General features: G+C 69.5%; 22 protein-coding genes. 8 read left to right on the top strand and 14 right to left on the bottom strand.

Going from position 1 to position 25418, the window contains the following annotated elements; genetic code table 11:
- Window positions 1-10: 10 nt before the first annotated feature.
- From IF11_RS0100870 to IF11_RS0100890, 5 genes are read right to left on the bottom strand one after another with little or no spacing between them, the layout of a single operon-like run.
- Window positions 11-826 carry an amino acid ABC transporter ATP-binding protein gene (locus IF11_RS0100870; RefSeq protein ID WP_051745257.1) on the bottom strand — a complete coding sequence of 272 codons (816 nt, stop codon included), beginning with the start codon at window positions 824-826 and terminating at the stop codon, window positions 11-13.
- Window positions 823-1821 (bottom strand): amino acid ABC transporter permease, encoded by a 999-nt coding sequence (locus IF11_RS0100875; protein WP_030349399.1) that lies wholly within the window; start codon window positions 1819-1821, stop codon window positions 823-825. The genes IF11_RS0100870 and IF11_RS0100875 overlap by 4 nt, the downstream gene beginning before the upstream one ends.
- Before the next feature lie 16 nt (window positions 1822-1837).
- Window positions 1838-2803, bottom strand: a complete 966-nt coding sequence (locus IF11_RS0100880; protein ID WP_420894592.1) for an ABC transporter substrate-binding protein — start codon at window positions 2801-2803, stop codon at window positions 1838-1840.
- Between the two features lie 4 nt (window positions 2804-2807).
- Window positions 2808-3338, bottom strand: coding sequence for a GNAT family N-acetyltransferase (locus IF11_RS0100885; protein WP_030349401.1), 531 nt, complete (start codon window positions 3336-3338; stop codon window positions 2808-2810).
- Window positions 3338-4471, bottom strand: coding sequence for an LLM class flavin-dependent oxidoreductase (locus IF11_RS0100890; RefSeq protein ID WP_030349402.1), 1134 nt, complete (start codon window positions 4469-4471; stop codon window positions 3338-3340). Before IF11_RS0100890 ends, IF11_RS0100885 begins: the two co-directional genes overlap by 1 nt.
- Window positions 4472-5071: 600 nt before the next feature.
- On the opposite strand from IF11_RS0100890, the gene IF11_RS0100895 reads away from it, so the two are divergent.
- Together IF11_RS0100895 and IF11_RS0100900 are read left to right on the top strand one after the other, a co-directional pair.
- Window positions 5072-6136: an amino acid ABC transporter permease gene (locus tag IF11_RS0100895; RefSeq protein WP_051745259.1), complete on the top strand. Its 1065-nt coding sequence runs from the start codon at window positions 5072-5074 to the stop codon at window positions 6134-6136.
- Between the two features lie 130 nt (window positions 6137-6266).
- Entirely contained in the window at window positions 6267-6644 is a 378-nt protein-coding gene (locus tag IF11_RS0100900; protein WP_030349404.1) for a hypothetical protein, read from the top strand.
- Window positions 6645-6689: 45 nt separating this feature from the next.
- Here the strand turns inward: IF11_RS0100900 and IF11_RS0100905 are convergent, their stop codons facing one another.
- Both IF11_RS0100905 and IF11_RS0100910 read right to left on the bottom strand, forming a co-directional pair.
- Complete coding sequence (locus IF11_RS0100905; RefSeq protein WP_030349405.1) at window positions 6690-7139, bottom strand: DUF5709 domain-containing protein; 450 nt, start codon at window positions 7137-7139, stop codon at window positions 6690-6692.
- 65 nt (window positions 7140-7204) lie between these two features.
- Window positions 7205-8350 carry a glutathione-independent formaldehyde dehydrogenase gene (locus tag IF11_RS0100910; RefSeq protein ID WP_030349406.1) on the bottom strand — a complete coding sequence of 382 codons (1146 nt, stop codon included), beginning with the start codon at window positions 8348-8350 and terminating at the stop codon, window positions 7205-7207.
- 314 nt (window positions 8351-8664) lie between these two features.
- Between IF11_RS0100910 and IF11_RS0100915 the strand changes: the two genes are divergently transcribed.
- The 5 genes from IF11_RS0100915 (at window position 8665) to IF11_RS0100935 (ending at window position 16688) form a co-directional block, all read left to right on the top strand.
- Entirely contained in the window at window positions 8665-9987 is a 1323-nt protein-coding gene (locus tag IF11_RS0100915) for an NAD(P)/FAD-dependent oxidoreductase (protein WP_030349407.1), read from the top strand.
- Between the two features lie 67 nt (window positions 9988-10054).
- Entirely contained in the window at window positions 10055-11905 is a 1851-nt protein-coding gene (locus IF11_RS0100920) for a transketolase (protein ID WP_030349408.1), read from the top strand.
- 320 nt (window positions 11906-12225) lie between these two features.
- Window positions 12226-12552, top strand: a complete 327-nt coding sequence (locus IF11_RS38160; protein WP_425315181.1) for a WhiB family transcriptional regulator — start codon at window positions 12226-12228, stop codon at window positions 12550-12552.
- A gap of 117 nt (window positions 12553-12669) precedes the next feature.
- Window positions 12670-14079 (top strand): NADP-dependent succinic semialdehyde dehydrogenase, encoded by a 1410-nt coding sequence (locus IF11_RS0100930; RefSeq protein WP_030349410.1) that lies wholly within the window; start codon window positions 12670-12672, stop codon window positions 14077-14079.
- Window positions 14080-14282: 203 nt separating this feature from the next.
- Entirely contained in the window at window positions 14283-16688 is a 2406-nt protein-coding gene (locus tag IF11_RS0100935) for a phosphoketolase family protein (protein WP_030349411.1), read from the top strand.
- A gap of 71 nt (window positions 16689-16759) precedes the next feature.
- On the opposite strand, the gene IF11_RS0100940 is transcribed toward IF11_RS0100935, so the two are convergent.
- Entirely contained in the window at window positions 16760-17104 is a 345-nt protein-coding gene (locus IF11_RS0100940) for a tetratricopeptide repeat protein (protein ID WP_030349412.1), read from the bottom strand.
- 115 nt (window positions 17105-17219) lie between these two features.
- Here IF11_RS0100940 and IF11_RS0100945 point away from each other — a divergent pair, with 115 nt between their 5' ends.
- Window positions 17220-18185, top strand: coding sequence for a pirin family protein (locus IF11_RS0100945; protein WP_030349413.1), 966 nt, complete (start codon window positions 17220-17222; stop codon window positions 18183-18185).
- A gap of 116 nt (window positions 18186-18301) precedes the next feature.
- Here the strand turns inward: IF11_RS0100945 and IF11_RS0100950 are convergent, their stop codons facing one another.
- The 6 genes from IF11_RS0100950 to IF11_RS0100975 all read right to left on the bottom strand — a co-directional run bounded on the left by IF11_RS0100950 (window position 18302) and on the right by IF11_RS0100975 (window position 25410).
- Window positions 18302-19270 carry a terpene synthase family protein gene (locus tag IF11_RS0100950; protein ID WP_030349414.1) on the bottom strand — a complete coding sequence of 323 codons (969 nt, stop codon included), beginning with the start codon at window positions 19268-19270 and terminating at the stop codon, window positions 18302-18304.
- The gene (locus tag IF11_RS0100955) at window positions 19267-20628 is read right to left on the bottom strand and encodes a cytochrome P450 (protein WP_051745261.1); all 1362 of its coding nucleotides are present in this window, start codon (window positions 20626-20628) and stop codon (window positions 19267-19269) included. The genes IF11_RS0100950 and IF11_RS0100955 overlap by 4 nt, the downstream gene beginning before the upstream one ends.
- A 9-nt stretch (window positions 20629-20637) precedes the next feature.
- Window positions 20638-22242: a prenyltransferase/squalene oxidase repeat-containing protein gene (locus tag IF11_RS0100960; protein WP_051745263.1), complete on the bottom strand. Its 1605-nt coding sequence runs from the start codon at window positions 22240-22242 to the stop codon at window positions 20638-20640.
- Between the two features lie 49 nt (window positions 22243-22291).
- Window positions 22292-23374 (bottom strand): polyprenyl synthetase family protein, encoded by a 1083-nt coding sequence (locus tag IF11_RS0100965; protein ID WP_051745265.1) that lies wholly within the window; start codon window positions 23372-23374, stop codon window positions 22292-22294.
- Between the two features lie 150 nt (window positions 23375-23524).
- The gene (locus tag IF11_RS0100970; protein WP_037726679.1) at window positions 23525-24832 is read right to left on the bottom strand and encodes a cytochrome P450 family protein; all 1308 of its coding nucleotides are present in this window, start codon (window positions 24830-24832) and stop codon (window positions 23525-23527) included.
- Window positions 24829-25410 carry a GTP-binding protein gene (locus IF11_RS0100975; protein WP_030349419.1) on the bottom strand — a complete coding sequence of 194 codons (582 nt, stop codon included), beginning with the start codon at window positions 25408-25410 and terminating at the stop codon, window positions 24829-24831. Before IF11_RS0100975 ends, IF11_RS0100970 begins: the two co-directional genes overlap by 4 nt.
- Between the last annotated feature and the right edge of the window lie 8 nt (window positions 25411-25418).

The raw sequence follows: 25418 nt of genomic DNA on the forward strand, positions 1-25418 counted from the left end.
GGGCCGAACGTCACAGGACCTTGGACAGGAACGCCTGGGTACGCGCGTGCCGCGGGCGGTCGAGCACCTCCGCCGGCGGCCCCTGCTCGACGATCACTCCGTCGTCCATGAAGACGACGGTGTCGGCGACCTCGCGGGCGAAGCCGATCTCATGGGTGACGACGATCATGGTGGTGCCGGTACGCGCCAGATCCTTGATGACATCGAGGACCTCACCCACCAGCTCGGGGTCGAGCGCGGAGGTCGGCTCGTCGAAGAGCAGCACCTTGGGTTCCAGCGCGAGGGCGCGCGCGATGGCCACGCGCTGCTGCTGGCCGCCGGAGAGCTGACGCGGATAGGCGTCGGCCCTGTCCGCGAGGCCCACCCGCTCCAGCAGCCGTCCGGCCTGCTCCACGGCGGCCTTGCGGGACCGGCGCAGCGCCGAGACCGGAGCCTCGATGATGTTCTCGACCACCGTGAGATGCGGGAACAGATTGAAGTTCTGGAAGACGAAACCGATGTGCAGACGCTGTTTCAGCACCTCCCGTTCCTTGAGCTCATGCAGCTTGGAGCCGACGCGGCGATAGCCGATCAGCTCGCCGTCGATACTGATGTATCCGCGGTTGAGCTTTTCGAGATGGTTGATGCTGCGCAACAGCGTCGACTTCCCGGAGCCCGAGGGGCCGAGTACGACGGTGACCTCGCCGGTGCGGACCTGGAGGTCGACCCCGCGCAGTACTTCGAGCGCGCCGAAGTTCTTGTGGACACCGCGCACATCGACCATCAGGCCGCTGCCGGCGGACGTACCCGCGGCCGTGCCGGTGACGGGATCGGAGTCGGTGCTCATTTCTGGATACCTCCGGTGGCGGCAGCGGCCCGCATCCTGCGGGTGAAGGTCCGGGCCCGCTGGAGCGGTGTGGGCGGGGGCGTACGCTCGGCGCCGCGCGCGAAGTGCCGCTCCACGTAGTACTGGGCGATGGTCAGCAGGGTGGTCAGCAGGATGTACCAGGCGGTCGCGACCATCAGCAGCGGTACGACCCGCCCGTTGCGGCCGTAGATCACCTGCACCTGGTAGAACAGCTCGCCGATCGCCATCACCGAGACGATCGAGGTCCCCTTGAAGAGGGAGATGACCTCGTTGGCGGCGTTGGGCAGGATGGAGCGCATCGCCTGGGGCAGCAGGATGCGGCGCAGCTGCCGCAGCCGGGGGATGCCCAGGGCGGCCGCCGCCTCCAGCTGCCCGGCGTCGACCGAGATGATCCCGCCGCGCACGATCTCCGCGGCGTACGCGGCCTGGTGCAGTGCGAGTCCGATGACAGCGGCCGACAGCGCGCTGACCAGGTTCATCGTGTCGAAGCTCCACAGGACAGGACCGAACGGGATGCCGATCCCCAACTCCTTGTAGAGATAGGCGAGATTGAACCAGAACAGCAGCTGCACGATGAGCGGGATCGAACGGAAGGCCCAGATGTACGTCCACGCCACCGTCTGGAGGATGACGCTCCTGCTCAGCCGCATGAAGGCGAGCACGATCCCGAGCGCGAAGCCGAGCGCCGTGCCGTACACGGTGAGCTGGAGCGTCACCCAGACGGCCTTCAGCACGGTGTCGGCGGACAGATAGAGGAAGAAGGTGTCCCAGTCCCAGCCCGGGTTGGTGACCAGACCGTGGCTGAACTGGGCGACCACGACGAGCGCGGCCACGCCCGCCACCCAGCGCCAGTAGTGGCGCGCGGGGACGACCTTCAGCGTGGCGAGATCCTCCCGGTCCGGGACCGGCCTTTGCGGCGGTACGAGGCGGCCGGGCGGCGGCGCGGCTTGCGCGGCGCCGGTTGCGGTGTCCATCAGTGGCTCCTGCCGGCTACTTCTTCTCGGGCGGACTGATCCGGGACTCCTCGATGGCGGAGTCACCCGTTCCCCATTTGTCGAGGATCCGGCGGTAGGTGCCGTCGTCGATCAGCTGGTTGACGGCTCCCTGGAACGCCCTGAGCAGCGGGGAGCCCTTCGCGAAGGCGAAGCCGACATCGAGCCGGTGGAACTCGCCGAGGAACCTGACCCCGGCCGCCGGCTGGGCCGCCTGGTAGCGCAGGCCGTTGATCGTCGACATGACCACATCGACCCGGCTCTGCTGGAGGCTGGTGAGCAGCGCGCCGTTCTCCGAGTACACACTGACCTTGTACGGCTTCTTGCCCGCGTCGGCGCAGACACCCTTCCGGGAGTTGAGGGTGGCCTCGAAGGTGGTGCCCGCCCCCACTCCTACGGTCTTGCCGCACAGCTGGTCGAGCCGGGTCACCTTGCCGAGGCTCTTGTCGTCCGCGCGGACGGCGAATCCCTGACCGTCATTGATGTAGGTGACGAAATCGATCGTCTTCCGGCGTACGTCGGTGACTCCGAAGTTGCCGGTGCCGACGTCGTACTTGCCACTGCCGAGCGCCGGCAGGATCGCTTCGAAACTCGCCTCCTCGCGGCGCAGCTCCACCCCCAGGACCTTGCCGACCGCGTCGGCGAGGTCGATGTCCTGTCCGGCGGGGCGGCTGGTCGACGCGTCGGGGTAGTAGGCGCTCGGCGGCGCTCCCACGGAGGAGGCGATCCGTACGGTCCCCCGCTTCCTGACGGCCTCGGGGAGCAGGGCCGCCAGCGACGCGTTCTTCTTGAGCGAGGCGGTGACATCGTCGGACGGCGCGGGTGAGGCGGCGCCGGCCGCCTCCTGCCCGGAGGCCGCGTCCGTTCCGCAGCCCGTGAGCACCGGCAGCAGCAGGGTGGCCAGCAGCGCGGCGGCCACCCGGTGACGCACGGGCCGCGCACGGCCCGGGATCAGGATGCGCACGGGGTCACACCTCTCTTTCGGGGGAATCCAGGGAGCCGGCGGGACGGCCGGTGAGGTGCTTCTCGAAGGGGAGCGGGCCGATGGACTCCGGATCCGCCCCGGTGTCGAAGAGCGGTGTGTAACCGGCCGTCAGATACAGCCCCCTGGCCTCCGGCTGACGCGGCCCGGTGGTGAGGTAGACGCGGCGGTAGCCCCGTACGGCGGCGATCCGCTCCAGCTCCGCGACGACCCGCTTCGCCAGCCCGCGCCGCCGGTGCGCGGAGTGGGTCCAGATCCGCTTCAGCTCGGCCGTGCCGGCGTCGTACCGGCGGAACGCCCCGCCGGAGATCGGCTCGCCGTGCTCCAGCAACAGCAGCAGGACACCGTGCGGCGGGTCGAACTCCTCGGCGGGGTAGCGGGCCAGCTCGCCGTGCGCGTCCTTGCCGTAGCGGGTGGAGTACTCATGCCCCAGCTCGCGCAGCATCGGCAGTACCCGTGGATCGGAGACGGAGGTCGACAGCCAGGTCAGACCACCGGGTTCGGCGACGGAGGTCATCAGACGGCCTCGACCAGGGTCCCCGGGCCACGGGCCGCGCCCTCCGCGTCGCGCTTGGCGACCTCTTCGCGGACCAGCGGGATGACATGCCGGCCGAAGTCGATGGCGTCGCCGAGCAGGTCGTAGCCGCGTGCGGAGATGATGTCGACCCCGAGGTCGTAGTAGTCGAGCAGTGCCTGCGCGACCGTCTCCGGCGTACCGACCAGGGCGTTGGAGTTGCCCGCGCCTCCGGTGGCCGCGGCGGTCGGGGTCCACAGCGCCCGGTCGTAGCGCTCACCGGATTGTGCGATCGAGATCAGCCGCTGCGAGCCGGTGTTCTCCGGATCGCCCCGCCGGTGATGGCGCACCACGGCCGGCTCGCCCTTCTCCTTGCGGGCCTTGATCGCGTCCACGGTCCGGTGCGCCTTCTCCCAGGCGAGCTCTTCCGTAGGCGCGATGATCGGCCGGAAGGCCACCTGGATACGGGGCGGGGTCGTACGGCCCGCCGCACGCGCGGCGGCCTTCACCGCCTCGATCTGCTCGGCGGTCTTCTCCAGCGGCTCGCCCCAGAGCGCGTAGATGTCCGCCTCGGCGCCACCGGCCGCGTACGCGGCGGCCGAGGAGCCGCCGAACGAGACATCGGGCTTGGGCTGCTGGACGGGGAACACATCGCTGACGAAGTCGTGGAATCGGTAGTGCTCGCCCTCGTGGTCGAAGGGCTCGTGCGAGGTCCAGATCCGCTTGACGATGTCGATGTACTCACGGGTGCGGGAGTAGCGCTCGTCCTTGGTGAGTGTGTCCCCCTCGCGCCGCTGCTCGTGATCGCTGCCACCGGTGATGAAGTGCACCGTCAGCCGGCCGTCGCTGATCCGGTCGAGCGTGGCGAACGTCTTGGCGGCGAAGGTGGGATACGAGACATTCGGCCGGTGCGCGAGCAGGATCTGGAGCCTGTCCAGCCGGGAGGCGATGTACGCGGCGGCCGGAGCGGGGTCGGGCGAGCCGGAACCGTACGCGAACAGCACCCGGTCCCAGCCGTGATCCTCATGGGCGCGGGCCAGCTTGAGTGTGTATTCCTTGTCAAATGCCGCGCCGGAGCGAGGACTTGTTTCCGACCCGTTGTGGGTGGCGGCTATGCCGAGGAACTCCACAGGCATGACGGACCTTTCGTACGGGGGAGATGGGTGTGCGTCGGCGGGAAGGCATGCCGAGGAAGACCCGGGCGGCCCGTGGACATGGCGGACACGGGGGACCACCGGCGGTACCGGGGCGGCCGGGCGGGATGGGGCGAGGGCGTGATGACGGGAGGGAGAAGTGGCGCTTCAGGGAGAAGGCGGCAGCGAACGCCCGGTGGAATAAAGGAACTCGGCCCGCGACGGGGTCACCGAAGGGACGGGATCACCGAGGGAGGGAGGGGCCGGTCAGGCGGCCCGCTGCCGGGTCAGGCGCAACAAGAGGCGGACCACACACGACCGAAGTCTATGTGGCCGCGGATGACCAACGGCAGCTGCTTCTGCATAGAGCCAATTGAGCACGGGACGTTCAGTGAAGTCAACAGGCTCTCGCTCTGTGGGCAGCGAGCGCGGTCGGGCGGCCTTGACAGTCGTCCGGAGTGCGCCCGTACGATCGAGGGGTGTGCGGCTCCGGCTCGTGTGTGAACGCCGGACCGCACCGGCCGTGTTGAGGGACGCGGTACGCGTGATGACAGCTGCTGCCCGGTCCACGCCGCCGACCGTCTCTCCCGCCGGAGCCCCCTCATGTCCCTATCGCCCTCGCTCGATGGACCGCGCGCCGCCGCCGCGGCCTCCCGGCAGACACACCCCGCTGCCCCCGTGGATGACACCGGCGCCGCCCCGCCGGGGACTTCGGGTGCCTCCCCGTTCGCTCCGCCGGGACCCGACGAGATCACCCGTATCGTCCCCCGCCGCCACCCCGGCCGGTGGCTGTCGGCCGGGGTGGCGCTGCTCGGCCTCGCGATGATCGTCAATTCGGTCGTCCGCAACGAGAGATTCCAGTGGAGTGTGGTGAGCCGGTACTTCACCACCCCCGCCGTACTGGACGGCCTGCTGCTCACCCTCTGGCTGACCGCCGCCGTGATGGTGCTGGGCTTTCTCATCGGTACGGTCTTCGCCGTCATGCGACTCTCCGCCAACCCCGTGCTGCGCACCATCAGTTGGGGGTACGTATGGATCTTCCGTTCGACCCCGCTGCTGGTGCAGCTGCTGTTCTGGTTCAATATCGGCGCGCTCTATCCGACCCTGGGGATCGGGATCCCCTTCGGCCCGGAATTCCTCACCTTCAAGACCGTGAACCTCTTCGGCGCCGGTCTCACGGCGCTGATCGGCCTCACCCTGCACGAGGCGGCCTACGCGGCGGAGGTGGTGCGCGGCGGCATCCTCTCCGTCGACGCCGGTCAGACGGAGGCGGCCGCGGCGCTCGGTCTGAGCCGCTGGCGGGTGCTGCGCCGTGTCGTCGTGCCGCAGGCGATGCGCTCCATCGTCCCCACGGCGGGCAATATGCTCATCGGCACGCTCAAGGGGACCAGCATCGTCAGTGTCCTGGCCGTGCAGGACCTGCTCTTCTCGGTGCAGCTGATCTACAACCGTACGTACCAGATCGTCCCGCTGCTGATGGTGGCGACCATCTGGTACATCGTCGTCACGACCGTCCTGTCCGTGGGCCAGTTCTACGTCGAGCGCCACTACGCCCGTGGGGCGGCCCGCGAGCTGCCTCCCACGCCTCTCCAGCGCCTGCGCCGTCGGACGGCGGCCCTGGGAGGACGGCTCCGTACCGCGAGCGCCGCCGACGCGAAGCCGCTCTGAGACGCCGCCGGGCCACGGGGCCGATCGGTCGGGTGCGCCCTGTTGACCGCTTCCAGTCGCACACTCCGGTTACCGGGGCGAGTCTGGAGACGACCGGTTCGGAGCGGCGACGCGGAGAGAAGGGATCCATGTGAACAGTGCGGACCAGCCCGCGGCGGACGTCGTAGTGGCTCTCACTGGCGACGAGAAGGAAGACGCGCGCGTGGTGTTCGGCGCGCTCCGTACGGCCTTCGCCTGCGACCGCGCGGCGGACGACGTCCCGCAGGAGGTGGTCGAGGGCCGCCCCACCGTGTGGATCGCCACGTTCAATGTGTCCGAGGTACGCGCGGAGCCCCGCCCGGCCCGGCTGAGGGCGCCGGTGGCGGCCACCCTCCAGGGCGGCTACACGGCGGTGGACAGTCTCCGTAAGAGCCTCGCCTCCGCGTTCACCGTCCGTATGGTCGGTACGGCCTCCGGCGACCAGGAGGAGGAAGTCCAGCTCCGCCTGGAGAACCGCGAGAACCGGTAGGGCCTCTCCGGGGCCTCGACCCGGAGAGGCGGGTCCCGGCGCCGCTCACTCCCACTCGTCCCGCTCGGCGACGAGATGCACCGCGGCCTCCTCCGCCGAAGCCGCCGCGCCGTCGACGCCGACATCGCGGGCGATCATGTCCTTCTCGTCGTCCTCGTGAGCGCCCTCGTCGGGAGCCACCAGCCGGCCCGAGCGGCCGTCGCCGACCTCGTCGTCCAGCCGCTCGCCGTCACCGTACGGCAGGTCCCCTATGCCGTCGCCGTCGAAGGCGGCCTGGTCAGGGATCTCCTCCGCGAGCCGCTGGTCGAGTGTTTCCCCCGCCCGCTGCTCGGCGGCCGTCGTACCGACGTGTTCGACACCGAGCGGACGCTCGGGAGGCGACCAGCCCTCGTCGAAGGGGTCCGAGCCGCGGTCGATGAGGGTGTCCTCGGGATCGAGGATGCCCTCGTCCTCGCCGATCTCGGCGCCGTCGGGCTGGTAGACCTCGTCGCCCATCGACTCACCGTTGTCGCCGCTCACGTCCCTCACCTCGCCTCCGTGCGCCCGGCCGTCGGCCGTCCTCAGGCCGCCGGGTGGAGGAGGACCTTGGTCCAGCCGTCGTCGCGGGCGTCGAAGTGCCGGTACCCGGAAGGGGCCTCGGCAAGCGGCAGTTCATGCGACACGATCCAGGACGGACGCGCCTTGCCCTGCTCGATGAGCCCGCACAACTGCCGGTTGTACGCCTTGACGTTGCACTGCCCCGTGCCCATGGTCTGGCCCTTGAACCAGTGCAGGCCGTAGTCGAACGCGACCTCGCCGTCCTGGTAGAGACTGTCGGGGCTGTTCGGGTCCTGCGGGACGAACACACCGACCACACCGATGCCGCCGGTGAACCTGACGGAGTGCACCAGGTTGTTGAGGGTGGCGTTGGGGTGTTCCACGCCCTCGACGTCATGGGCCTGATAGCCCACGCACTCACAGCCCCGGTCGGCGCCCGCGCCGTTGGTGAGGTCATTGACCCGGTCGACCGCCGAGCCCTTGGAGTCGTCGATGGGGATGGCGCCGATCTGTCCCGCCAGCGCCAGCCGGTCCGGGTGACGGTCGACGACCATGACCTTCCCCGCGCCCTTCAGATTCGCCGACAGCGCGGCCATCAGGCCCACCGGTCCTGCCCCGTAGATCACGATGGATTCGCCCGCCCGCAGACCGGCGAGTTCGGTGGCGTGCCAGCCGGTGGGGAAGACATCGGAGAGCATGACGTAGTCGCTCTGCCTCTCCCGGGCCTCTTCCGGCAGGATCAGACAGTTGTGGTCGCCGTACGGCACCCGCAGCAGTTCGGCCTGGCCGCCGTTGTGCGGGCCCATGCCGGCGAAACCGTAGGCGGCCCCCGCCATCCGCGGGTCCGGGTTGGTGGTCAGACAGTACGCCGTCTTCCCCGCCTCGCAGTTGCGGCAGAATCCGCAGGAGATGTTGAACGGGAGACAGACCAGGTCCCCGACACGCACCCGGTCGATACCGTCCCCGACGGCGATCACCTCGCCCATGTTCTCGTGACCGAGGACGCGCCCCGTCTCCATGTCGGTGCGGCCCTCGTACATATGAAGGTCGGAACCACAGATATTGGTGGTCGTGATCCTCACGAGGACATCGGTGGGACGCTCGATACGGGCGTCCGGTACATCCTTGACCTTGACGTCGCGCGTGCCGTCGTACACGAGAGCTTTCATGGCGCATTCCCTGCCTTCCGGCGTGCTCTGGCCCGCCTTCCGGCACCGGCCCCGACCTCGGCCGTCACAGCCGGTGAGGCCGTCGGGAGCACGCGAGTGGTCGGGGCAGTTCCGTCTCGACGTCCTGCCCGGGATCGGCTCATCCGCTCCGTCCACCTTCCCACCAATCACCGATGTGTCAAACGGCAGGTGAGCACCCCTGCGACAGGGTGCGCGGGCAGCCTTCGCGCGATCCCCCGTGTTTGTCACCGCTGTCGTCGGGCACGTGACCAAACGACCCGTAGGACCCGAAATGTAACCCTCCGGAGTCGAACGTGAGCCGAGAACGCATTGTCATCGTCGGAGCCGGGTTCGCCGGCTACCAGGCCGCCCGTACCCTCTCCCACCGGGTCAGGGGCGCGGCCGAGATCGTGCTGCTGAACCCCACCGACTACTTCCTCTACCTGCCGCTCCTGCCCCAGGTGGCCGCCGGAATTCTGGAGCCGCGCCGGGTGACGGTCTCCATCCCGGGCACGCTGCCACGGGTGCGGCTCGTGCTCGGCGAGGCCGACCATGTCGACCTGGAGGCGCGCAGTGTCGGGTACACCGGACCGGAGGGCGACCGGGGCGAGCTGCGGTACGACCGGCTCGTCCTCGCCGTGGGCAGCGTCAACAAGCTGCTGCCGGTCCCCGGAGTGGCGGAGTACGCGCACGGCTTCCGGGGCCTGCCGGAAGCGCTCTATCTGCGTGACCACATCACCCGCCAGATAGAACTGGCCGCCGTCACCGGCGACCGGGCGGAGGGCGCCGCACGCGCCACCTTCGTCGTGGTCGGCGCCGGCTACACCGGCACCGAAGTGGCCGCCCAGGGCAAGCTCTTCACCGACGCGCTGGTCCGTAAACAGCCCGCGTGGCGCCGGACGGACAAACCCCGCTGGCTGCTCCTCGACATCGCCCCGCGCGTCCTGCCGGAGCTGGACCACAGGCTGTCGGACACCGCGCAGCGGGTGCTGCGCGAACGCGGTGTGGACGTCCGTACCGGCACCTCCGTCAAGGAGGCGCGACCGCACGGGATCACGCTGGACAACGGTGAGTTCATCGAGACCCACACCCTCGTCTGGTGTGTGGGCGTACGGCCCGACCCGCTGGTCACCGATCTCGGACTGCCCGTCGAGCACGGCCGGCTGCGGGTCGACCCGCAGCTCAATGTGGTCGGCCACCCCGACGTGTTCGCCTGCGGCGACGCCGCGGCCGTACCGGATCTCACCAGGCCGGGACACTTCACCCCGATGACGGCCCAGCACGCGAGCAGACAGGGCAAGGTGGCGGGCCGCAATGTGGCCGCCTCTCTCGGATACGGGGAGCGGCAGACCTACAAACACAACGACTTGGGGTTCGTCGTGGACCTCGGCGGGGTCAAGGCGGCGGCCAACCCGCTCGGCGTACCGCTGTCGGGACCGCTCGCGGGGGCCGTCACACGCGGCTACCACCTGGCGGCCATGCCGGGGAACCGGGTGCGGGTCGCGGCCGACTGGATGCTCGACGCGGTGCTGCCGCGGCAGTCCGTCCAGCTCGGACTGGTCCGCTCGTGGACGGTGCCACTCGATTCGTCCTCGCCCGAACTGGCGAGGGTTCCCGGCGCACCCCGTAAGGAGTGACATGAACAGCCGACGCGCGAACAGCCAACCCCCGCACAGCAAGCGCCCGAAGAGCCGGCCCCACCACCTGAACACCGAACAACTCACCGAACTGGGACAGCAGTTGAGGGTGGACTCGGTACGGGTCGCCGACGCGGCCGGATCCGGCCATCCCACCTCCTCGATGTCCGCCGCCGACCTCATGGCGGCGCTGCTCGCCAACCATCTGCACTACGACTTCGACCGGCCGGACCATCCGGGCAACGACCGGCTGATCTTCTCCAAGGGCCATGCCTCGCCGCTGCTGTACTCGATGTATCTGGCGGCCGGCGCGGTGGACGAGAAGGAGTTCCTCACCTATCGCACCCTCGGCAGCCGGCTCGAAGGCCATCCGACCCCGCGACTGCCCTGGGTCGATGTCGCCACCGGATCGCTGGGCCAGGGCCTGCCCGTCGGCGTCGGCATGGCGCTCGCCGGGCAGCGGCTCGGCCACACTCCGTACCACGTCTGGGTGTTGTCCGGCGACAGCGAGATGGCCGAGGGCTCCGTATGGGAGGCGATCGAGCACGCCGGGGACCAGCATCTCGACTCGCTGACCCTCGTCATCGACGTCAACCGCCTCGGCCAGCGCGGACCCACCCGCCATCAGCGGGATCTGGACGCGTACGGCCGCAGGCTGCGTGCCTTCGACTGGCACACGATCGAGATCGACGGCCATGACCTCGATGCCGTCGACGCCGCCTTCAACGAGGCCCGGTCGACGTTCCGCAAGCCGACCGCGATCATCGCGGGCACCCGGAAGGGCCGTGGCGTCGCCTCCGTCGAGGACCGCGAGGGCATGCACGGCAAGCCGCTGCCCGACGCGGAGAGCGCCATCGAGGAGCTGGGCGGCCGGCGCTCCATCCGGGTGTCGGTGGCGAAGCCCGCCGAGCCCGAGACCCACCCCCGCACCGCCGGACGGCGCGGCACCATCGCGCTGCCGCACTACGACGTCGGCGACTCGGTCGCCACCCGTGACGCCTACGGCAGGGCGCTCGCGGCCCTCGGCACGGCCCGCGAGGACGTCGTCGTACTGGACGGCGAGGTCAGCGACTCCACCCGCTCCGAGTTCTTCGCCAAGGAGCACCCCGAGCGGTTCTTCGAGTGCTACATCGCCGAACAGCAGATGATCGCCGCCGCCGTCGGTATGCAGGCGCTGGGCCATGTCCCGTACGCGTCGACCTTCGCGGCCTTCCTGACCCGCGCGCACGACTTCCTGCGGATGGCGTCCGTCAGCCGCGCGTCGATCAATGTCGTGGGCTCGCACGCGGGCGTCTCGATCGGCCAGGACGGCCCGTCCCAGATGGGTCTGGAAGACCTGGCGATGTTCCGCGCCATCCACGGCAGTACGGTGCTCCACCCCTGCGACGCCAACCAGACGGCGCGGCTCGTGGCGGCGATGCACGAACTGCCCGGCGTCTGCTACCTGCGTACGCTCCGGGGCGCGACCCCGGTCGTCTACGGCCCCGACGAGCGGTTCCCCGTCGGCGGCAGCAAGGTGCTGCGCCGCTCGGACGCGGACCGCGTGACGCTGATCGGCGCCGGAGTCACGGTCCATGAGTGCCTCAAGGCGGCGGATCTGCTGGCCGGGGAGGGCTTCCCCGTACGGGTCGTCGACCTGTACTCGGTCAAGCCCGTCGACGAGCGGACACTCCAGGCCGCGGCCGACGAGACCGGCTGCCTGGTCACCGTCGAGGACCACCACCCGCAGGGCGGCATCGGGGACGCGGTGGCCGAGGTGTTCTCGGACGGCCGTCCCGCGCCGAAACGGCTCGTACGGCTCGCGGTGGGGAACATGCCGGGCTCGGCGACGCCGGCGGAGCAGCTCCGGGCGGCGGGCATCGACGCGGACTCGATCGCGGCGGGGCTCCGGCTGCTGGTGGAACAGACCCTCCGCTGAACGGAGCACGGGAACACACGGCGGAGACACACGGAAGAACCGGACACGCAAGGCGAAGACTCCGGACACACGGCGAAGAAAGGGAAGACGGTATGAACCCCCATCCCGGACCGCGGCCCGCACCGGCCGCGATACACCGGCCGACCGAGCGCGAAGGACGGATACGTACCTGCGTCCCGGCGCGGGTCACCCCGCGCGAGCGCCGGGCCAGATCCGGCCATGAGCGACAGGAGACGGCCGATCAGGAGTGGAACGTAGTGCGTGGAGAGGACTGAATGACTGTGCGGCTGACCACAGCCCGACTGAACATCGGCCCGGACGTGGAAGCGGGCCAGGACGAGGACACCTGGGAGTGGCTGCGGCACGCGGCCTGCACCGGCTCCGACCCGGAGCTGTTCTTCCCCGTGGGGGACTCGGGACCGGCCGTCGAGCAGGCGGAGCGAGCCAAGAAGGTGTGCCACGGCTGCCCGGTGGAGAGCCAGTGCCTCGAATGGGCGCTGGCCACCGGCCGTACCTCCGGAGTCTGGGGCGGTACGGACGAGGAGGAGCGCCGACGGCTGCGGCGCCGCGCCGACCGGCACAGGCCCCCGGACGGGCCCCCGGCGCGCCCCCGCCGGTCCGCCGCGCCGGGCCGGCGGCGTCCCTGAACCAGGCCCGCGTCCCGCGTGGTCCGGGCCCACGACCCGCGTCCCGTGTTGCGGGGCCGGGCGGACCACGGGAGGGTCGGACTGCCGAATCGAGGCGAATCGAGGAGGAATCGCCCCATGCCCATCGCGACGGTGAATCCCGCCAGCGGAGAGACGCTCAAGACCTTCGACGCGCTGGGAGCCGAGGAGATCGAGAGCAGGATCGCTTCCGCCGCCCAGGCGTTCCGGCAGTACCGGCTCACCGGATTCGACGAACGCGCGCGGCTGCTGAACCGCGCCGCCGACCTGCTGGAACAGGACGCGCCGGAGATCGCCCGGACCATGACCACCGAGATGGGCAAGCCGGTCGTGGCGGCCCGCGCGGAGGCGCTGAAGTGCGTGAAGGCGATGCGCTGGTACGCGGAGCGCGCCGAGGAACTGCTCGCGGACGAGCACCCCTCGGACGCCGACGTACGGGACACGGGCGCGTCCCGGGCGAGCGTCCACTACCGGCCGCTGGGCGTGGTCCTCGCGGTGATGCCGTGGAACTTCCCCCTCTGGCAGGTCGTACGGTTCGCCGCGCCCGCCCTGATGGCCGGCAATGTGGGGCTGCTCAAGCACGCCTCGAACGTCCCGCAGACCGCCCTGTACCTGGAAGACCTGTTCGGCAGGGCCGGATTCCCGGCAGGCTGCTTCCAGACGCTGCTGGTGGGCTCCAGCGCCGTCGAGAACATCCTGCGCGACCCCCGGGTGGCCGCCGCGACGCTCACCGGCAGCGAACCGGCCGGCCGGTCGGTCGCGGCGATCGCGTCCGACGAGGTCAAGAAGACCGTTCTGGAGCTGGGCGGCAGCGATCCGTACGTCGTCATGCCCTCGGCGGACATCGAACGGGCGGCGCGTACGGCGGTCACGGCCCGCGTGCAGAACAACGGCCAGTCCTGTATCGCCGCCAAACGCTTCATCGTGCACGAGGACGTCTACGACGCCTTCGCCGAGCGGTTCACCGCCGGAATGCGTGATCTGACGGTCGGCGACCCGATGGACGAGTCCACCGATGTGGGGCCGCTCTCCAGCGAGCGAGGCCGCGCCGATCTGGAGCGGCTGGTCGACGACGCGCTGAGCCGGGGCGCGACCGCCCTGTGCGGCGGACAGCGCCCCAAGGAGCACGAGCGGGGCTGGTACTACGCGCCCACCGTGCTCGCCGGCATCACCCCCGCCATGCGGATCCACCGCGAGGAGACATTCGGTCCGGTCGCCACGCTCTACCGGGTCTCCGGCCTGGACGAGGCGGTGGCGGTCGCCAACGACAGCCCCTTCGGGCTGAGTTCCAACGTCTGGACGCGCGACGAGGGCGACGTGCGCCGCTTCGTACGGGACCTGGAGGCGGGCGGCGTCTTCTTCAACGGGATGACGGCCTCGCATCCCGCCCTCCCCTTCGGCGGTGCGAAGCGCTCCGGGTACGGGCGTGAGCTGTCGGAGCACGGCATCCGGGAGTTCTGCAACATCACCACGGTGTGGCACGGCGCGGAACCGGACGACGGCTCCTAGGTCCTGTCCGGTCGATCTTCGCGGGCCCGCGACGCCGCAGTGACATGAGCCGCTGCCGCGGCGGGCCGCACCTCGCCGCGTTGTCGGAGTCGCCCGAGTACGTCCAGTACGAGGGCGATCCTCCGCCTTGCGATGCACGGCACCAGACGCCGCGGGCTGATCCACGAAGATCGACCGGACAGGACCTAGACGAGGAGACGGGTATGCGCAAGGCGACCACGACCACCGCGGGGGCGTCGGCCGGGCTCACCGAGACAGAGCTCGCCGCCCTCGACGCCCACTGGCGCGCCGCCAACTATCTCGCCGTCGGCCAGATCTATCTGATGGCCAACCCGCTGCTCCAGGAACCGCTGGCGCCGGAACACATCAAACCCCGCCTGCTCGGCCACTGGGGGACCTCACCCGGACTGAACCTGGTGCACACCCATCTCAACCGCGTGATCAAGGCCCGGGATCTCGACGCGCTGTGCGTCTGGGGGCCGGGACACGGCGGACCCGCCGTACTCGCCAACTCCTGGCTGGACGGCACGTACGGGGAGACCTACCCGGACGTCGGCCGGGACCGGGCGGGCATGGAGCGGCTCTTCCGGCAGTTCTCCTTCCCCGGCGGGGTCCCCAGCCATGTCGCCCCCGAGACACCGGGCTCGATCCATGAGGGCGGCGAACTCGGCTACTCGCTCGCGCACGCCTACGGAGCCGCGCTGGACAACCCCGGGCTGCTGGTCGCCTGTGTGATCGGTGACGGCGAGGCGGAGACGGGGCCGCTTGCCGCGTCCTGGCACTCGAACAAGTTCCTCGACCCGGTGCACGACGGCGCGGTCCTGCCGATCCTGCATCTCAACGGCTACAAGATCGCCAACCCGACCGTGCTCGCCCGGCTGCCGGAGAGCGAACTCGACTCCCTGCTGCGCGGCTACGGCCATGAGCCCCTCCATGTCACCGGCGACGAGCCCCTGGCCGTCCACCGCGCCATGGCCGCGACCATGGACCGCGCCCTGGACCGTATCGCCCAGATCCAGCGGGACGCCCGCGAGGGCCGGACCACCGACCGGCCGTACTGGCCCATGATCGTGCTGCGTACGCCCAAGGGCTGGACCGGTCCCCACGAGGTCGACGGACTGCCCGTCGAGGGGACCTGGCGCGCGCATCAGGTGCCGCTGAGCGGCGTACGGGACAACCCCGAGCATCTGCGCATGCTCCAGGCGTGGCTGCGCTCCTACCGTCCCGAGGAACTGTTCGACGCGATGGGCACGCCCGATCCCGCCGTCCTCGACTGCGTACCGGCGGGAGCGCGCAGGCTGGGCGCCAATCCGCACGCCAACGGCGGTCTGCTGCTGCGGGATCTGCCGGTCCCGCCGCTGGAGCGGCACGCGGTACGGGTGGACAAGCCCGGCACGATCCTGCACGAACCCACCCGGGTGCTCGGCTCGTTGCTGGAATCCGTCATGGAAGCCACCTCGGGACGGCGCGACTTCCGGGTCTTCGGCGCCGACGAGACCGCGTCCAACCGGCTGGAGGCGCTGTACGAGGCCACGGGCAAGGCATGGCAGGCCGAGACGCTCGACACGGACGAGCATCTCGCGCCCGACGGCCGGGTGATGGAAGTGCTCTCGGAGCACCTGTGCCAGGGATGGCTGGAGGGCTATCTCCTCACCGGTCGGCACGGTCTCTTCTCCAGCTACGAGGCGTTCGCCCATATCGTCGACTCCATGGTCAACCAGCACATCAAGTGGCTGAGGACCTCGCGGCGGCTGGACTGGCGCCGCCCCATCGCCTCCCTCAACTACCTGCTGACGTCACATGTCTGGCGCCAGGACCACAACGGCTTCTCCCACCAGGACCCCGGCTTCGTCGACCACATCCTGAACAAGAGCCCCGAGGTCGTACGCGTCTATCTGCCGCCGGACGCCAACACCCTGCTCTCCGTGGCCGACCATGTGCTGCGCAGCCGCGACTACGTCAATGTGATCGTCGCCGGCAAGCAGCCGGGCTTCGACTGGCTCACGCTCGACGAGGCCCGCGCCCACTGCGCCCGGGGCGCGGGGGTCTGGCAGTGGGCCGGTACGGAGAGCGCCTCGAAGACCAGATACCGGGAGCCGGACGCCGTCCTGGCCTGCGCCGGGGACGTGCCCACGCTGGAGACACTGGCCGCCGCCGACCTGCTGCGGCGGTATCTGCCCGAGCTGGTCGTGCGCGTGATCAATGTCGTCGATATGGCGCGGCTGCTGCCCCATGACGAACACCCGCACGGGATGACGGACTCCGAGTACGACGCCCTGTTCACCACCGACAAACCGGTGATCTTCGCGTACCACGGCTATCCCTGGCTGATCCACCGGCTCGCCTACCGCCGCCGGGGGCATGTGAACCTCCATGTCCGCGGCTACCGGGAGGAGGGGACGACCACGACCCCGTTCGACATGGTCGTCCGCAATGACCTCGACCGGTACCGGCTGGTCATGGACGTGATCGACCGGGTGCCGGGGCTGGGGGTACGGGCGGTCGCCGTACGCCAGACGATGGCGGACGTACGCGCCCGCCATCACACCTGGATCCGCGAGCACGGCACGGACCTGTCCGAGGTCGTCGACTGGACGTGGACGGGCTGAGCCCGGCTCCGCCGGACGGCGGAGCCGGGCTCGTACCGCGTGAGCGCGCCACCGTACGAGCGCGCTACGGCTTACGGCGTGAACTCGCCGCTCAGCGCGGCGGCCATCCGCAGCTGCGGCGCGGCCTCCTCGGCCCGGCCCTGCCGCTCCAGCGTGCGGCCCAGCATCAGCCGGGCGTAGTGCTCCACCGGGTCGCGCTCCAGGACGGCGCGCAGCTCGGCCTCGGCCTTCGCCAGCCGCGCCGAGTGGTAGTAGGCGCGGGCGAGCAGCAGCCGCGGGGCGACCTGCTCCGGGACCTCGTCCACCAGCCCGGTGAGGATACGGGCGGCCGTGACGTACTCCTTGGCGTCGAAGAACAGCTGTGCGCGGTCCCAGCGCTCGGCGGCCGTTCCGTACTCGTAGTACGTGGTCTCCACGTGCCCTCCTTCATTGTCTTCGTACACCGTGAACACCCTAAGATGGTTGAACATTCCACTATCGATTTCGTGTGGGTACTGCCCGACCGGGCACCACGGGAATAGGTTGTCCGCCATGAGCAATCTTGATCGTCAGGCATCCGTCAACGTCTGCGGCGGTCGCGGCTTTGTCGTCGCCGAACCCGTACGTGAGTTGCTGAGCCCGCGCCGGGTCCAGCTGGGGGAGTCCACGGAGGTCCGCAGGCTGCTGCCCAACCTGGGCCGCCGCATGGTCGGTGCCTGGGCTTTTGTCGATCACTATGGGCCGGACGACATCGCCGACGAGCCCGGCATGCAGGTCCCGCCCCATCCGCACATGGGGCTCCAGACCGTCAGCTGGCTGCACGACGGCGAGGTGCTGCACCGCGACAGCCTGGGCAGCCTCCAGACCGTACGCCCGCGTGAACTGGGCCTGATGACCTCCGGCCGGGCGATCTCCCACTCCGAGGAGAGCCCGCGCTCACACGCCCGCTTCCTGCACGGCGCCCAGCTCTGGGTCGCGCTCCCGGACGCCCACCGCGAGGTCACCCCGCACTTCCAGCACCACGCCGACCTGCCCGTCGTCACCGCCCCGGGCCTGATCGCCACGGTCATCCTCGGTGCCCTCGACGGCGCCGTCTCGCCCGGCACCACCTACAGCCCCCTCGTAGGCGCCGACCTGTCCCTCGCCCACGGCGCCGAGACCCGGCTGCCGCTCGACCCCGACTTCGAATACGCCGTACTGGCCATGTCGGGCGAGGCCGAGATCGACGGCGTACCCGTACTGCCCGGATCCATGCTCTACCTCGGCTGCGGCCGCACGGAACTCCCCCTGCGCGCCGAGTCCGACGCCGGTCTGATGCTCCTCGGCGGCGAGCCCTTCGAGGAGGAGATCGTCATGTGGTGGAACTTCATCGGCCGTTCCCATGAGGAGATCGAGGAGGCCCGACGGGCCTGGATGGAGGGCTCCCGCTTCGGCGAGGTCCACGGATACGCGGGCAACCGCCTGACCGCCCCCGAACTCCCGCCGACCTCTCTGAAACCGCGCGGCCGGGTGCGCTGACCCGGCGTGATGCGGATCGGTCGCGTCGCCGCTCGTATGCGAGCGGCGCGGCGGCCCACTTGCCGTACCGGGTACGCCGACCTCTTCAATCGACCCGCCCAGCCGTCCGAGAGGAGCTATGGGATCTGGTAGCGGGAGTGATCGATGTGCCAGACATAGGAGGAGGCGACGGACTCGACGGCCCGCGCGTGAACAATGAGAGGTCGCTCTTTACTGGCGGCCAGTTCGGTGATTCGAGCGCGGGCCGCGGTGGCCTGCTTCTCGCACATGTGGGAGGCCAGCCGGAACGCTTCTTCGAGGTCACACTTGTGCTGACGCATCAGCAGTGTGGGCAGGCTGAGAGGGCTCGGCCCGTCGTCGGCTGTCTCCTTCGCGTACGAGGCGAGGTCGTTGATCCAACCTGCGAGGTCGGCGACGGCCGTCTCCAGTTCGCGGACCGCCGCCGAGGACCTCTGTGAATCGGTCAGTTCGTACCCCAGCGTGACTTCCGCGGTTGCCATGACGGTTCGTACGAAGACGGTGTGCGGACGCATCGCGCGGTAGTCGTGCATGGTGACGTGTTCGGGCCTGTCGAGGTGATGTGCCTCCCAGAGGATGCCGAAGAGGTTGTCCCGCAGGTGTGCGGTGAGCCGCAGGTATTGCGTGGGCGTGGCCCGTTCCCCGAACCGGGCGAGGAGGTCGCGTAGCGCGGCGACGAAGGCGCTTGATTCGCCCGGCGGGTCGTTGTGGCCGGCGAGGAGGTGGACGCACTCACTGATCCGGCGGACCAGACGGGCGGGGTCACGGGCCCCGGCCGCCTCGCCGTGGGCGTCGTCGAATGCGGTGAGCCACAGGAACAGGTCGGCGCAGAGGAAGAGGCCGTTTTGGTCGGCTGTGGGGAAGGTGCGGGCCATCCCCTGGGCTGTGATGTCGGACAGAGCGCCCAGCGCGCGCGGTGAGCTGATGAGCGGAAACGTGTGAAGCCACTGGACGGCGTGCTGCTCGATGTCGGAGGCGTGGGGGCTGGCCGGGAAGGGTCCGGGGAAGGAGCCTCGTAGGTCGGGCATGGGCAGGGCACGCGTATTCGTGCGGCTCGCGTCGTTCATCGGGCGTTTCCCGTGTTGGCGTGCTGTCTGGCTTCGGGCACCATGTGGAGGGACGAGGGGTGTGTGGTGATCGCTCCGACCGGGCGTACGGCGGTGCCGGGTGTCGGCCGTAGCCGCCAGCGGGACGCGACCAGCGCGGTGATGATGGTCGCCTCGGTCCAGGCGAACGCGTCTCCCATGCACATGCGTTTGCCGGAACCGAAGGGGATGAAGGCGCCCTTGGGTGGCTGGGGGCGCTCCGGTAGCCAGCGGTCGGGGTCGAAGCGCAGCGGATCGGGGTAGAGGTCGGGGTCCCGGTGCAGTGCGTAGGCGCTCCAGATCACATCTGAGCCGGCCGGCAGGCTGAACTCGCCGAGTTTCACGGCCGAGATGGCCTGCCGGGTCACGAGCCACGCGGGGCTGTACAGCCGCAGGGTTTCGCTGACGAGTCTACGGGTGAAGGCCAGGCGGGGGATGCGCTCGGCGGTCAGCGGGCCTTCGGCGAGCACGGAGTCGACTTCCTCGTGCAGTTGGCGCTCCAGGTCCGGGTTGCGGCCCAGTTCGTGGAACAGCCAGGCGAGAACGACCGCGGTGGTCTCGGAGCCTGCGGCGAGCAGTCCGGTGACTTCCGAGAGGATCTCGTCGTCGGACAGTGTCGCGCCGGTGTCGTCCTGGGCGGTCAGCAGCAGTGACACGATGTCGTCGTACGCGCCGGGGCGCGCTCGGTGTTCCGTGATGATGTCAGTGACTGCGGTGCGTAGCGCGCTGCCGGCGGCCTGGGCCTTCCGGTTGCGCCGGATGGGCAGCCGTTCCAGGGCCGATATGGGCATCAGGGCACGCTGGAGGGCGGTGGTGAAGACGGTGTCGACGCTGTGGAGGATCGTGAGGGCGGGTTTCCGCTCGGGGGTCGAGGAGAACAGGGCCGACATGACGACGCCCTGGGTCATGAGCTGCATTTCGGTCTTCAGGTCGAGTGGGGTTCCCTCGTGCCAGCCTGTGATGTACGGCTCGACGGTGTCCCGCATCGTGTTGACGTAGCCGGCGATCTGTTTGCGGTGGAAGGCGGGCTGCATCATGCGGCGCCGGCGCAGGTGCGGTTTGCCTTCCGCGACGGGCAGGGCGTCCTCGCCGAAGAGTTTGAGTTTTTCGAAGAGCAGCCCCTTGGTGAATTCGTCGGCCTGGCTGGTCAGCATCTTCTGGATCAGCTCGGCTGAGTTGACCACGGTCACCGTCTTCGGGCCGACGGTGATGCGGACGATGGGGCCGTGGGTGCGCAAGCGCTGGATGAACGCCAGGCGGTCCTTGAGGAGAGGCATGGCGTGCCCGATGAGCGGCAGCTTCCCTGGAGCGATCGGCGGAACGTTCAGGCTGGTCGTCACGTGTCTGTCCTACCTTTCGGCGTCTGTGGGTGTGGTCCGTTGCCGGTTCAGGCCGTGGCGTGACCGCAGCATCTCCCGTGCGGCGAGTACTTCCGCGTCGATCATCGCGTGGGGTGCGTACAGCGTCTTGTCGTGCCACAGGGCGGGGTGGTGGCCGGAGCCTGCCGCGGCGTTCAGGTACGTCTCGGCGCGGTCCAGGGCGCGGTCAGTCTGCGGCTGATGCGTGGTGGTGGCGGTGGACAGCAGGATCTGGGCGGCGTACGCGGTTTCTTCGGCGGTGCCGCCCCATACCCCCCAGGAGCCGTCGTCCCGCTGAGTGTCGAGGGTCCAGGCGGCGGCGGTCTCCACGGCTGCGGACGCGTGGTCTCCGCCGTACTGCGTGAGCGCGGCTACGCACCGCTGGGTGGCGTAGTACGGGGAGGCGTGCCATTTGTCGGGCCACGGTCCTTCGGGCTGCTGCTGGCTGATGAGCCAGTCGCGCAGCTTGTCCGTCCGGGGACCGTAGGTGTGCTGTGTTTCGGGGTGGCGGTGCAGGTGGCTGCCGAGTGCTTGGAGGGCGTGAGCGTTCGCTGTGACCGATCCGGTGTCCTCGCCGATGTAGCAGTCGTAGTGGCTGCCGTTGTGGAACAGGTCGAGCGGCTCCGGGGTGTACGGAAGGCCGACGCGTGAGGCCACCAGCACGGCCATGGCGGTGTCGTCGGCGTCCGTCATGAGGCCGGGTGCGCCACGTACTCCCCGGGGATCGTAGATGTCGGCGGTCCACCTGCGGAGGGTGGGCAGGGTGGCGGCCGGCAGGTGGGCGCGAGCCAGTGCGGCGGCGACCCACAGGCGCTCGAAGACGAGGATCGGGGCCGCCTCGGGGAAGAGACCCCCGTAGCGCTGTGCCACGGGTTCGAGGGCCGCGACGGCTCCCGCCGCGGGTGCCGGGGATGCCGCTGCGGCGCGTGCGGCGGTGGCGGCCGGTGAACTGCCCAGCAGTTCCTGTCCGTCGGGTATGAGTGCCTGCGGTATGTACCCGGCGACACCTTCGAACGTGTGGTGGAGCTTGACGGGGAGGCTGCCCGCCGAGGTGTACCGCCTTGCCACGTACGCGGGCACCGCTTGGTCATAGCCGCGGGGGAGCGCGGGCCCGGGCCCCGGACGCCATCCGCCGAGGCCCGGTATCTCGTCGCGGGCGATGAGGGCTATCTGCTCGTGGATCTTCGCGACCAGGCTGGGGACGAGGATTTCGGCTGCGGCGGTGTCGGGCCATGGTCCTGCCGGTGGCAGCGCGCGCAGCGCGGCGAGGCCTCTGTCCACCGCCGTGGCGAGCCGCCGGGCGGTCTCCGCGGACGTGGCGCCTCGCCGCAGGACCGCCAGTGCGGCTTCCACGCCGCTGAGCGTCGGCAGAAGCCGGTACGGCTCGGGCCCCTCACCCCAACTGCCGTCGGGCGCCTGCTCCTGCAGCAGATACGCGATCCGGCGCGACTCCCCGGGCAGCCAGGGGGCCGCCGAGATGACACGGGCGGTCTCGTACAAGGAGGGGCGGACGCTGCCCCACCCGTCCCGGTCGATCCTCGCCACCAGACGTGCGGCCTGATCGGAGTAGGCCGTGCTCACGGCCGTGTCGCTCATGGGCTTTGTTCCACCTCACGGTTCGAGTGACGGGTGTACGGGCGGGCGGTCAAGTCTGCCGCTCCGTGGCGGCCAGGGCGATCTGGCGCAGTTGGGCGGTGGCTGCTTCGGGGAAGGGCGCCTTGTTGAGGGCGGCGAAGGCCGCGTCCCGGCGTGCGGTGATCATTTCTTCGACGGTCTGCCGGGCGCCGGTGGAGTCCAGGATGGTGCGGACCTGGGCGGCTTGGTCCTCGTCGAGGTCGCTTCGGCCGACGAGGCCGCGCAAGGTCATGCGTTCTGTGGGAGAGGCTCGTTGGACAGCGAGGGCCATCAGTACGGTGGCCTTGCCCTCACGCAGATCGTCCAGTATCGATTTGCCGGTGGCGACGGGGTCGCCGAATACGCCGAGCAGGTCGTCGCGCAGCTGAAACGCTTCTCCTAGCGGAATGCCGAAGGCGCTGCAGGCGTCGAGCACGGGCTGGGTGGCTCCGGCCAGGGCCGCCCCGATCTGAAGGGGGCGTTCAACGGTGTATTTGGCGGTCTTGTACCGGATGACGTGCAGTGCCGTTTCCACGTCGCCGGTCAGCCGGCCGGTGGTCTGAAGGTCCAGGAGCTGGCCGTACATGAGTTCGCTGCGCATGTCGGCCACCAGGGGCAGCACCTGGGCGAGCCGGCTCGGGTCGAGGCCCGCTGTGTGGAGGAGCTCGTCGGACCACACCAGTGCCAGGTCTCCGAGGAGGACGGCCGCGCCCATGCCGTGTGCCTCGGCGCGGCCGAGGGGGCCGCCGCTGTCGGTGTATGCGGTGGCGAGCGCGCGGTGGGCGGACGGTTGCCCGCGGCGGACATCGCTGTCGTCCATCACATCGTCGTGGACCAGGGCGAATACTTGGAAGAGCTCAAGGCTGGCGGCAGTGCGTATGGCGGCCGTCAGCTCGCCGGTGGCTCCGGCGGCCTGCCATCCGCAGACACACAATATGGATCGCAGACGTTTCCCGCCGGAGAGGAGCCCGCGCAAGGTGGAGGTCAGGTAGCGCAACTCGGCTCCCGGCGCGGTCTGTTCCTTGGCGTCCAGGAATCCGGTCAGAGCCGTACCCACGTCGTGCCGTACGGAGGAGTAGCCCGGCAGTCTGGTACCGGGAAGTGTCTTTGTCATCGGTGGTTGATCCCCTTTCGGTCGAGAACCGTCGTGACGGTTCCGTTCGGGCAGAGGACGGGGCCAGGGACACTGTTTTTCCCCACGGCGTCGCGGTAGTGCGGGTCAGTTCGCCGACGGCACCACCGCGACACCGTGTTCGAGAGCAGGCTATGAAGAGGTCACCGACTCGCGGTTGCCTGCCGTCAAGGAGGATCCCGTGTCCGTCTCGGGGCTGGAGGAACTCCGGCTCCAGGGAGTGGCGCCGTTGGCGTCGGGAGTCAGCGGAGTGAACCGGGCGGGAAGCGACGTGAGCGTCCGGTAGACGGGCCCGTCGCGGTAGGTCAGCTGATCGGGGGCAACGGCCAGTTCGATGTCCGGCAGATAGCTGGCGAGCCTCTCGATCGCGGCGGTCGCGATCAGCAGAGCCAGGTCACGGGCTGGACAGGCGTGCGGGCCGGCGGCGAATGCCAGGTGCGCCTTGGTGCCCGAGCGGTAGCCGTCGGCCGGCACCCCCGCGTGCGGGCAGGTGTTGGCGGCGGCGTACGAAACCATGACCGGGGAGCCGGCGGGAATGCGCGTGCCGTAGAAGGTGACGTCCTCCTTGGGGAAGTGGAAGCTGTAGTTGGCCAGCGGCGAGTCGTTCCACAGCGCGTCATCGATAGCGTGCTGGACGGGCAGGCTTCCGGTGGTAAGCGTGCCGAAGTACCGGTCGTCGGTCAGCATCCGGACGCATGTGTTCGCGATGAGGCTGGCTGTCGGCTCGTTCCCCGCGCCGAGGGTGATGAGGATCTGATTGATCGCCTCCTCCTGGTTCAGCCCGTTGGGGTGGTCGATGAACCAGGAGGTCAGGTCATGTCCGCGCTGCGCGGCCTTGGTCTGATAGAGGGTCTGCAGGTAGGCGCCGAACGACTGCGCTCCTTCCGTCTTCTTCTCCGGGTCGGTATCCATCATCGCCGCCAAAGCCCGTACGAGCTGGGGACCGTGTTCGTCTCCCATCCCGAACAGGGCGTTGAAGACCATCAAGGGCAGCTGCTGCGCGTACTGACGGACGAGGTCGACCGTCCCGGTATCGGCGAAATCCTGAAGGAGCCGGTCGGCGTAGCGGAAGGTCAGAACGCGGACATCGTTGGGGTCGAGGAGAGCGAAGCTGTCCGTGATGACCTTGCGCAGATGCGCGTGCTCGTCACCGTCGGCGAAGAAGAGACTGGGCCGCCACTCCACCATGGGTCTGATCGGGCTGTTCTCCGGCACCTGGGGCAGCCAGCTGCGGGTGTCCTTGGACCATGTGTCCGTGTCCTGCAGGAGTTTGAGTGCTGCCTGGTAGTCGGTGACCAGGTGGACAACGACGCCGGGGTCGATCTCGGCGATGCCGACCGGTCCCTGCAGGCGCAGCAGTTCATAGCTGCGCTGAGGGTTGGCCGCGTGCTCGGGCCCGTGCAGGGGCACAGCTGCCGCGGCTGGTGGTGTGATGCTCACGAGGCTCCGACTCCGGCAGAAGATATGGAATGGGCGGTCAGTTCGATGAGGGCATTGAGACTGCTGTTCAACTCGCGGGCATCACAGGTGATCAGTGGGGTGTCTGGGGCGAGGTCGAGCTTCGAACGAACGATCTCCAAGTCGTAGTCGGGTGAGTCAGGGAAGGTATTGACTGCCACGGCATACGGCAAACCGCGTTCCTCGATGAGATCCATCACCTCGAACGACTCGTCCAGGCGCCGGGTGTCGACCAGGACAAGCGCACCGAGAGCCCCGAACGCAATGCCCTCCCACAGGGGAAGGAACCGGCGTTGCCCCGGAGTTCCGTACAGGTACAGGACAACTCGGTCACCTGGGAGGGTCAGACGTCCGAAGTCGATGGCGACTGTGGTGGTCTTCTTGTCCCGCAGGCCGATAAGGCTGAGGTCGTCGGTGCCGGCCGCCGCGTCCGTCATGACTTCGTCGGTGTGCAGCGTGGGGATCTGTGACAGAGTCTTGATCGCGGTCGTCTTGCCGACGCCGAGAGGTCCGGCGACAAGGATCTTGACTCTCTGGTGGTCTCCCTCAGGCAGGTACACAGGACGCG

Source organism: Streptomyces scopuliridis RB72 (assembly GCF_000718095.1).
GTDB classification, from domain to species: Bacteria; Actinomycetota; Actinomycetes; order Streptomycetales; family Streptomycetaceae; genus Streptomyces; species Streptomyces scopuliridis.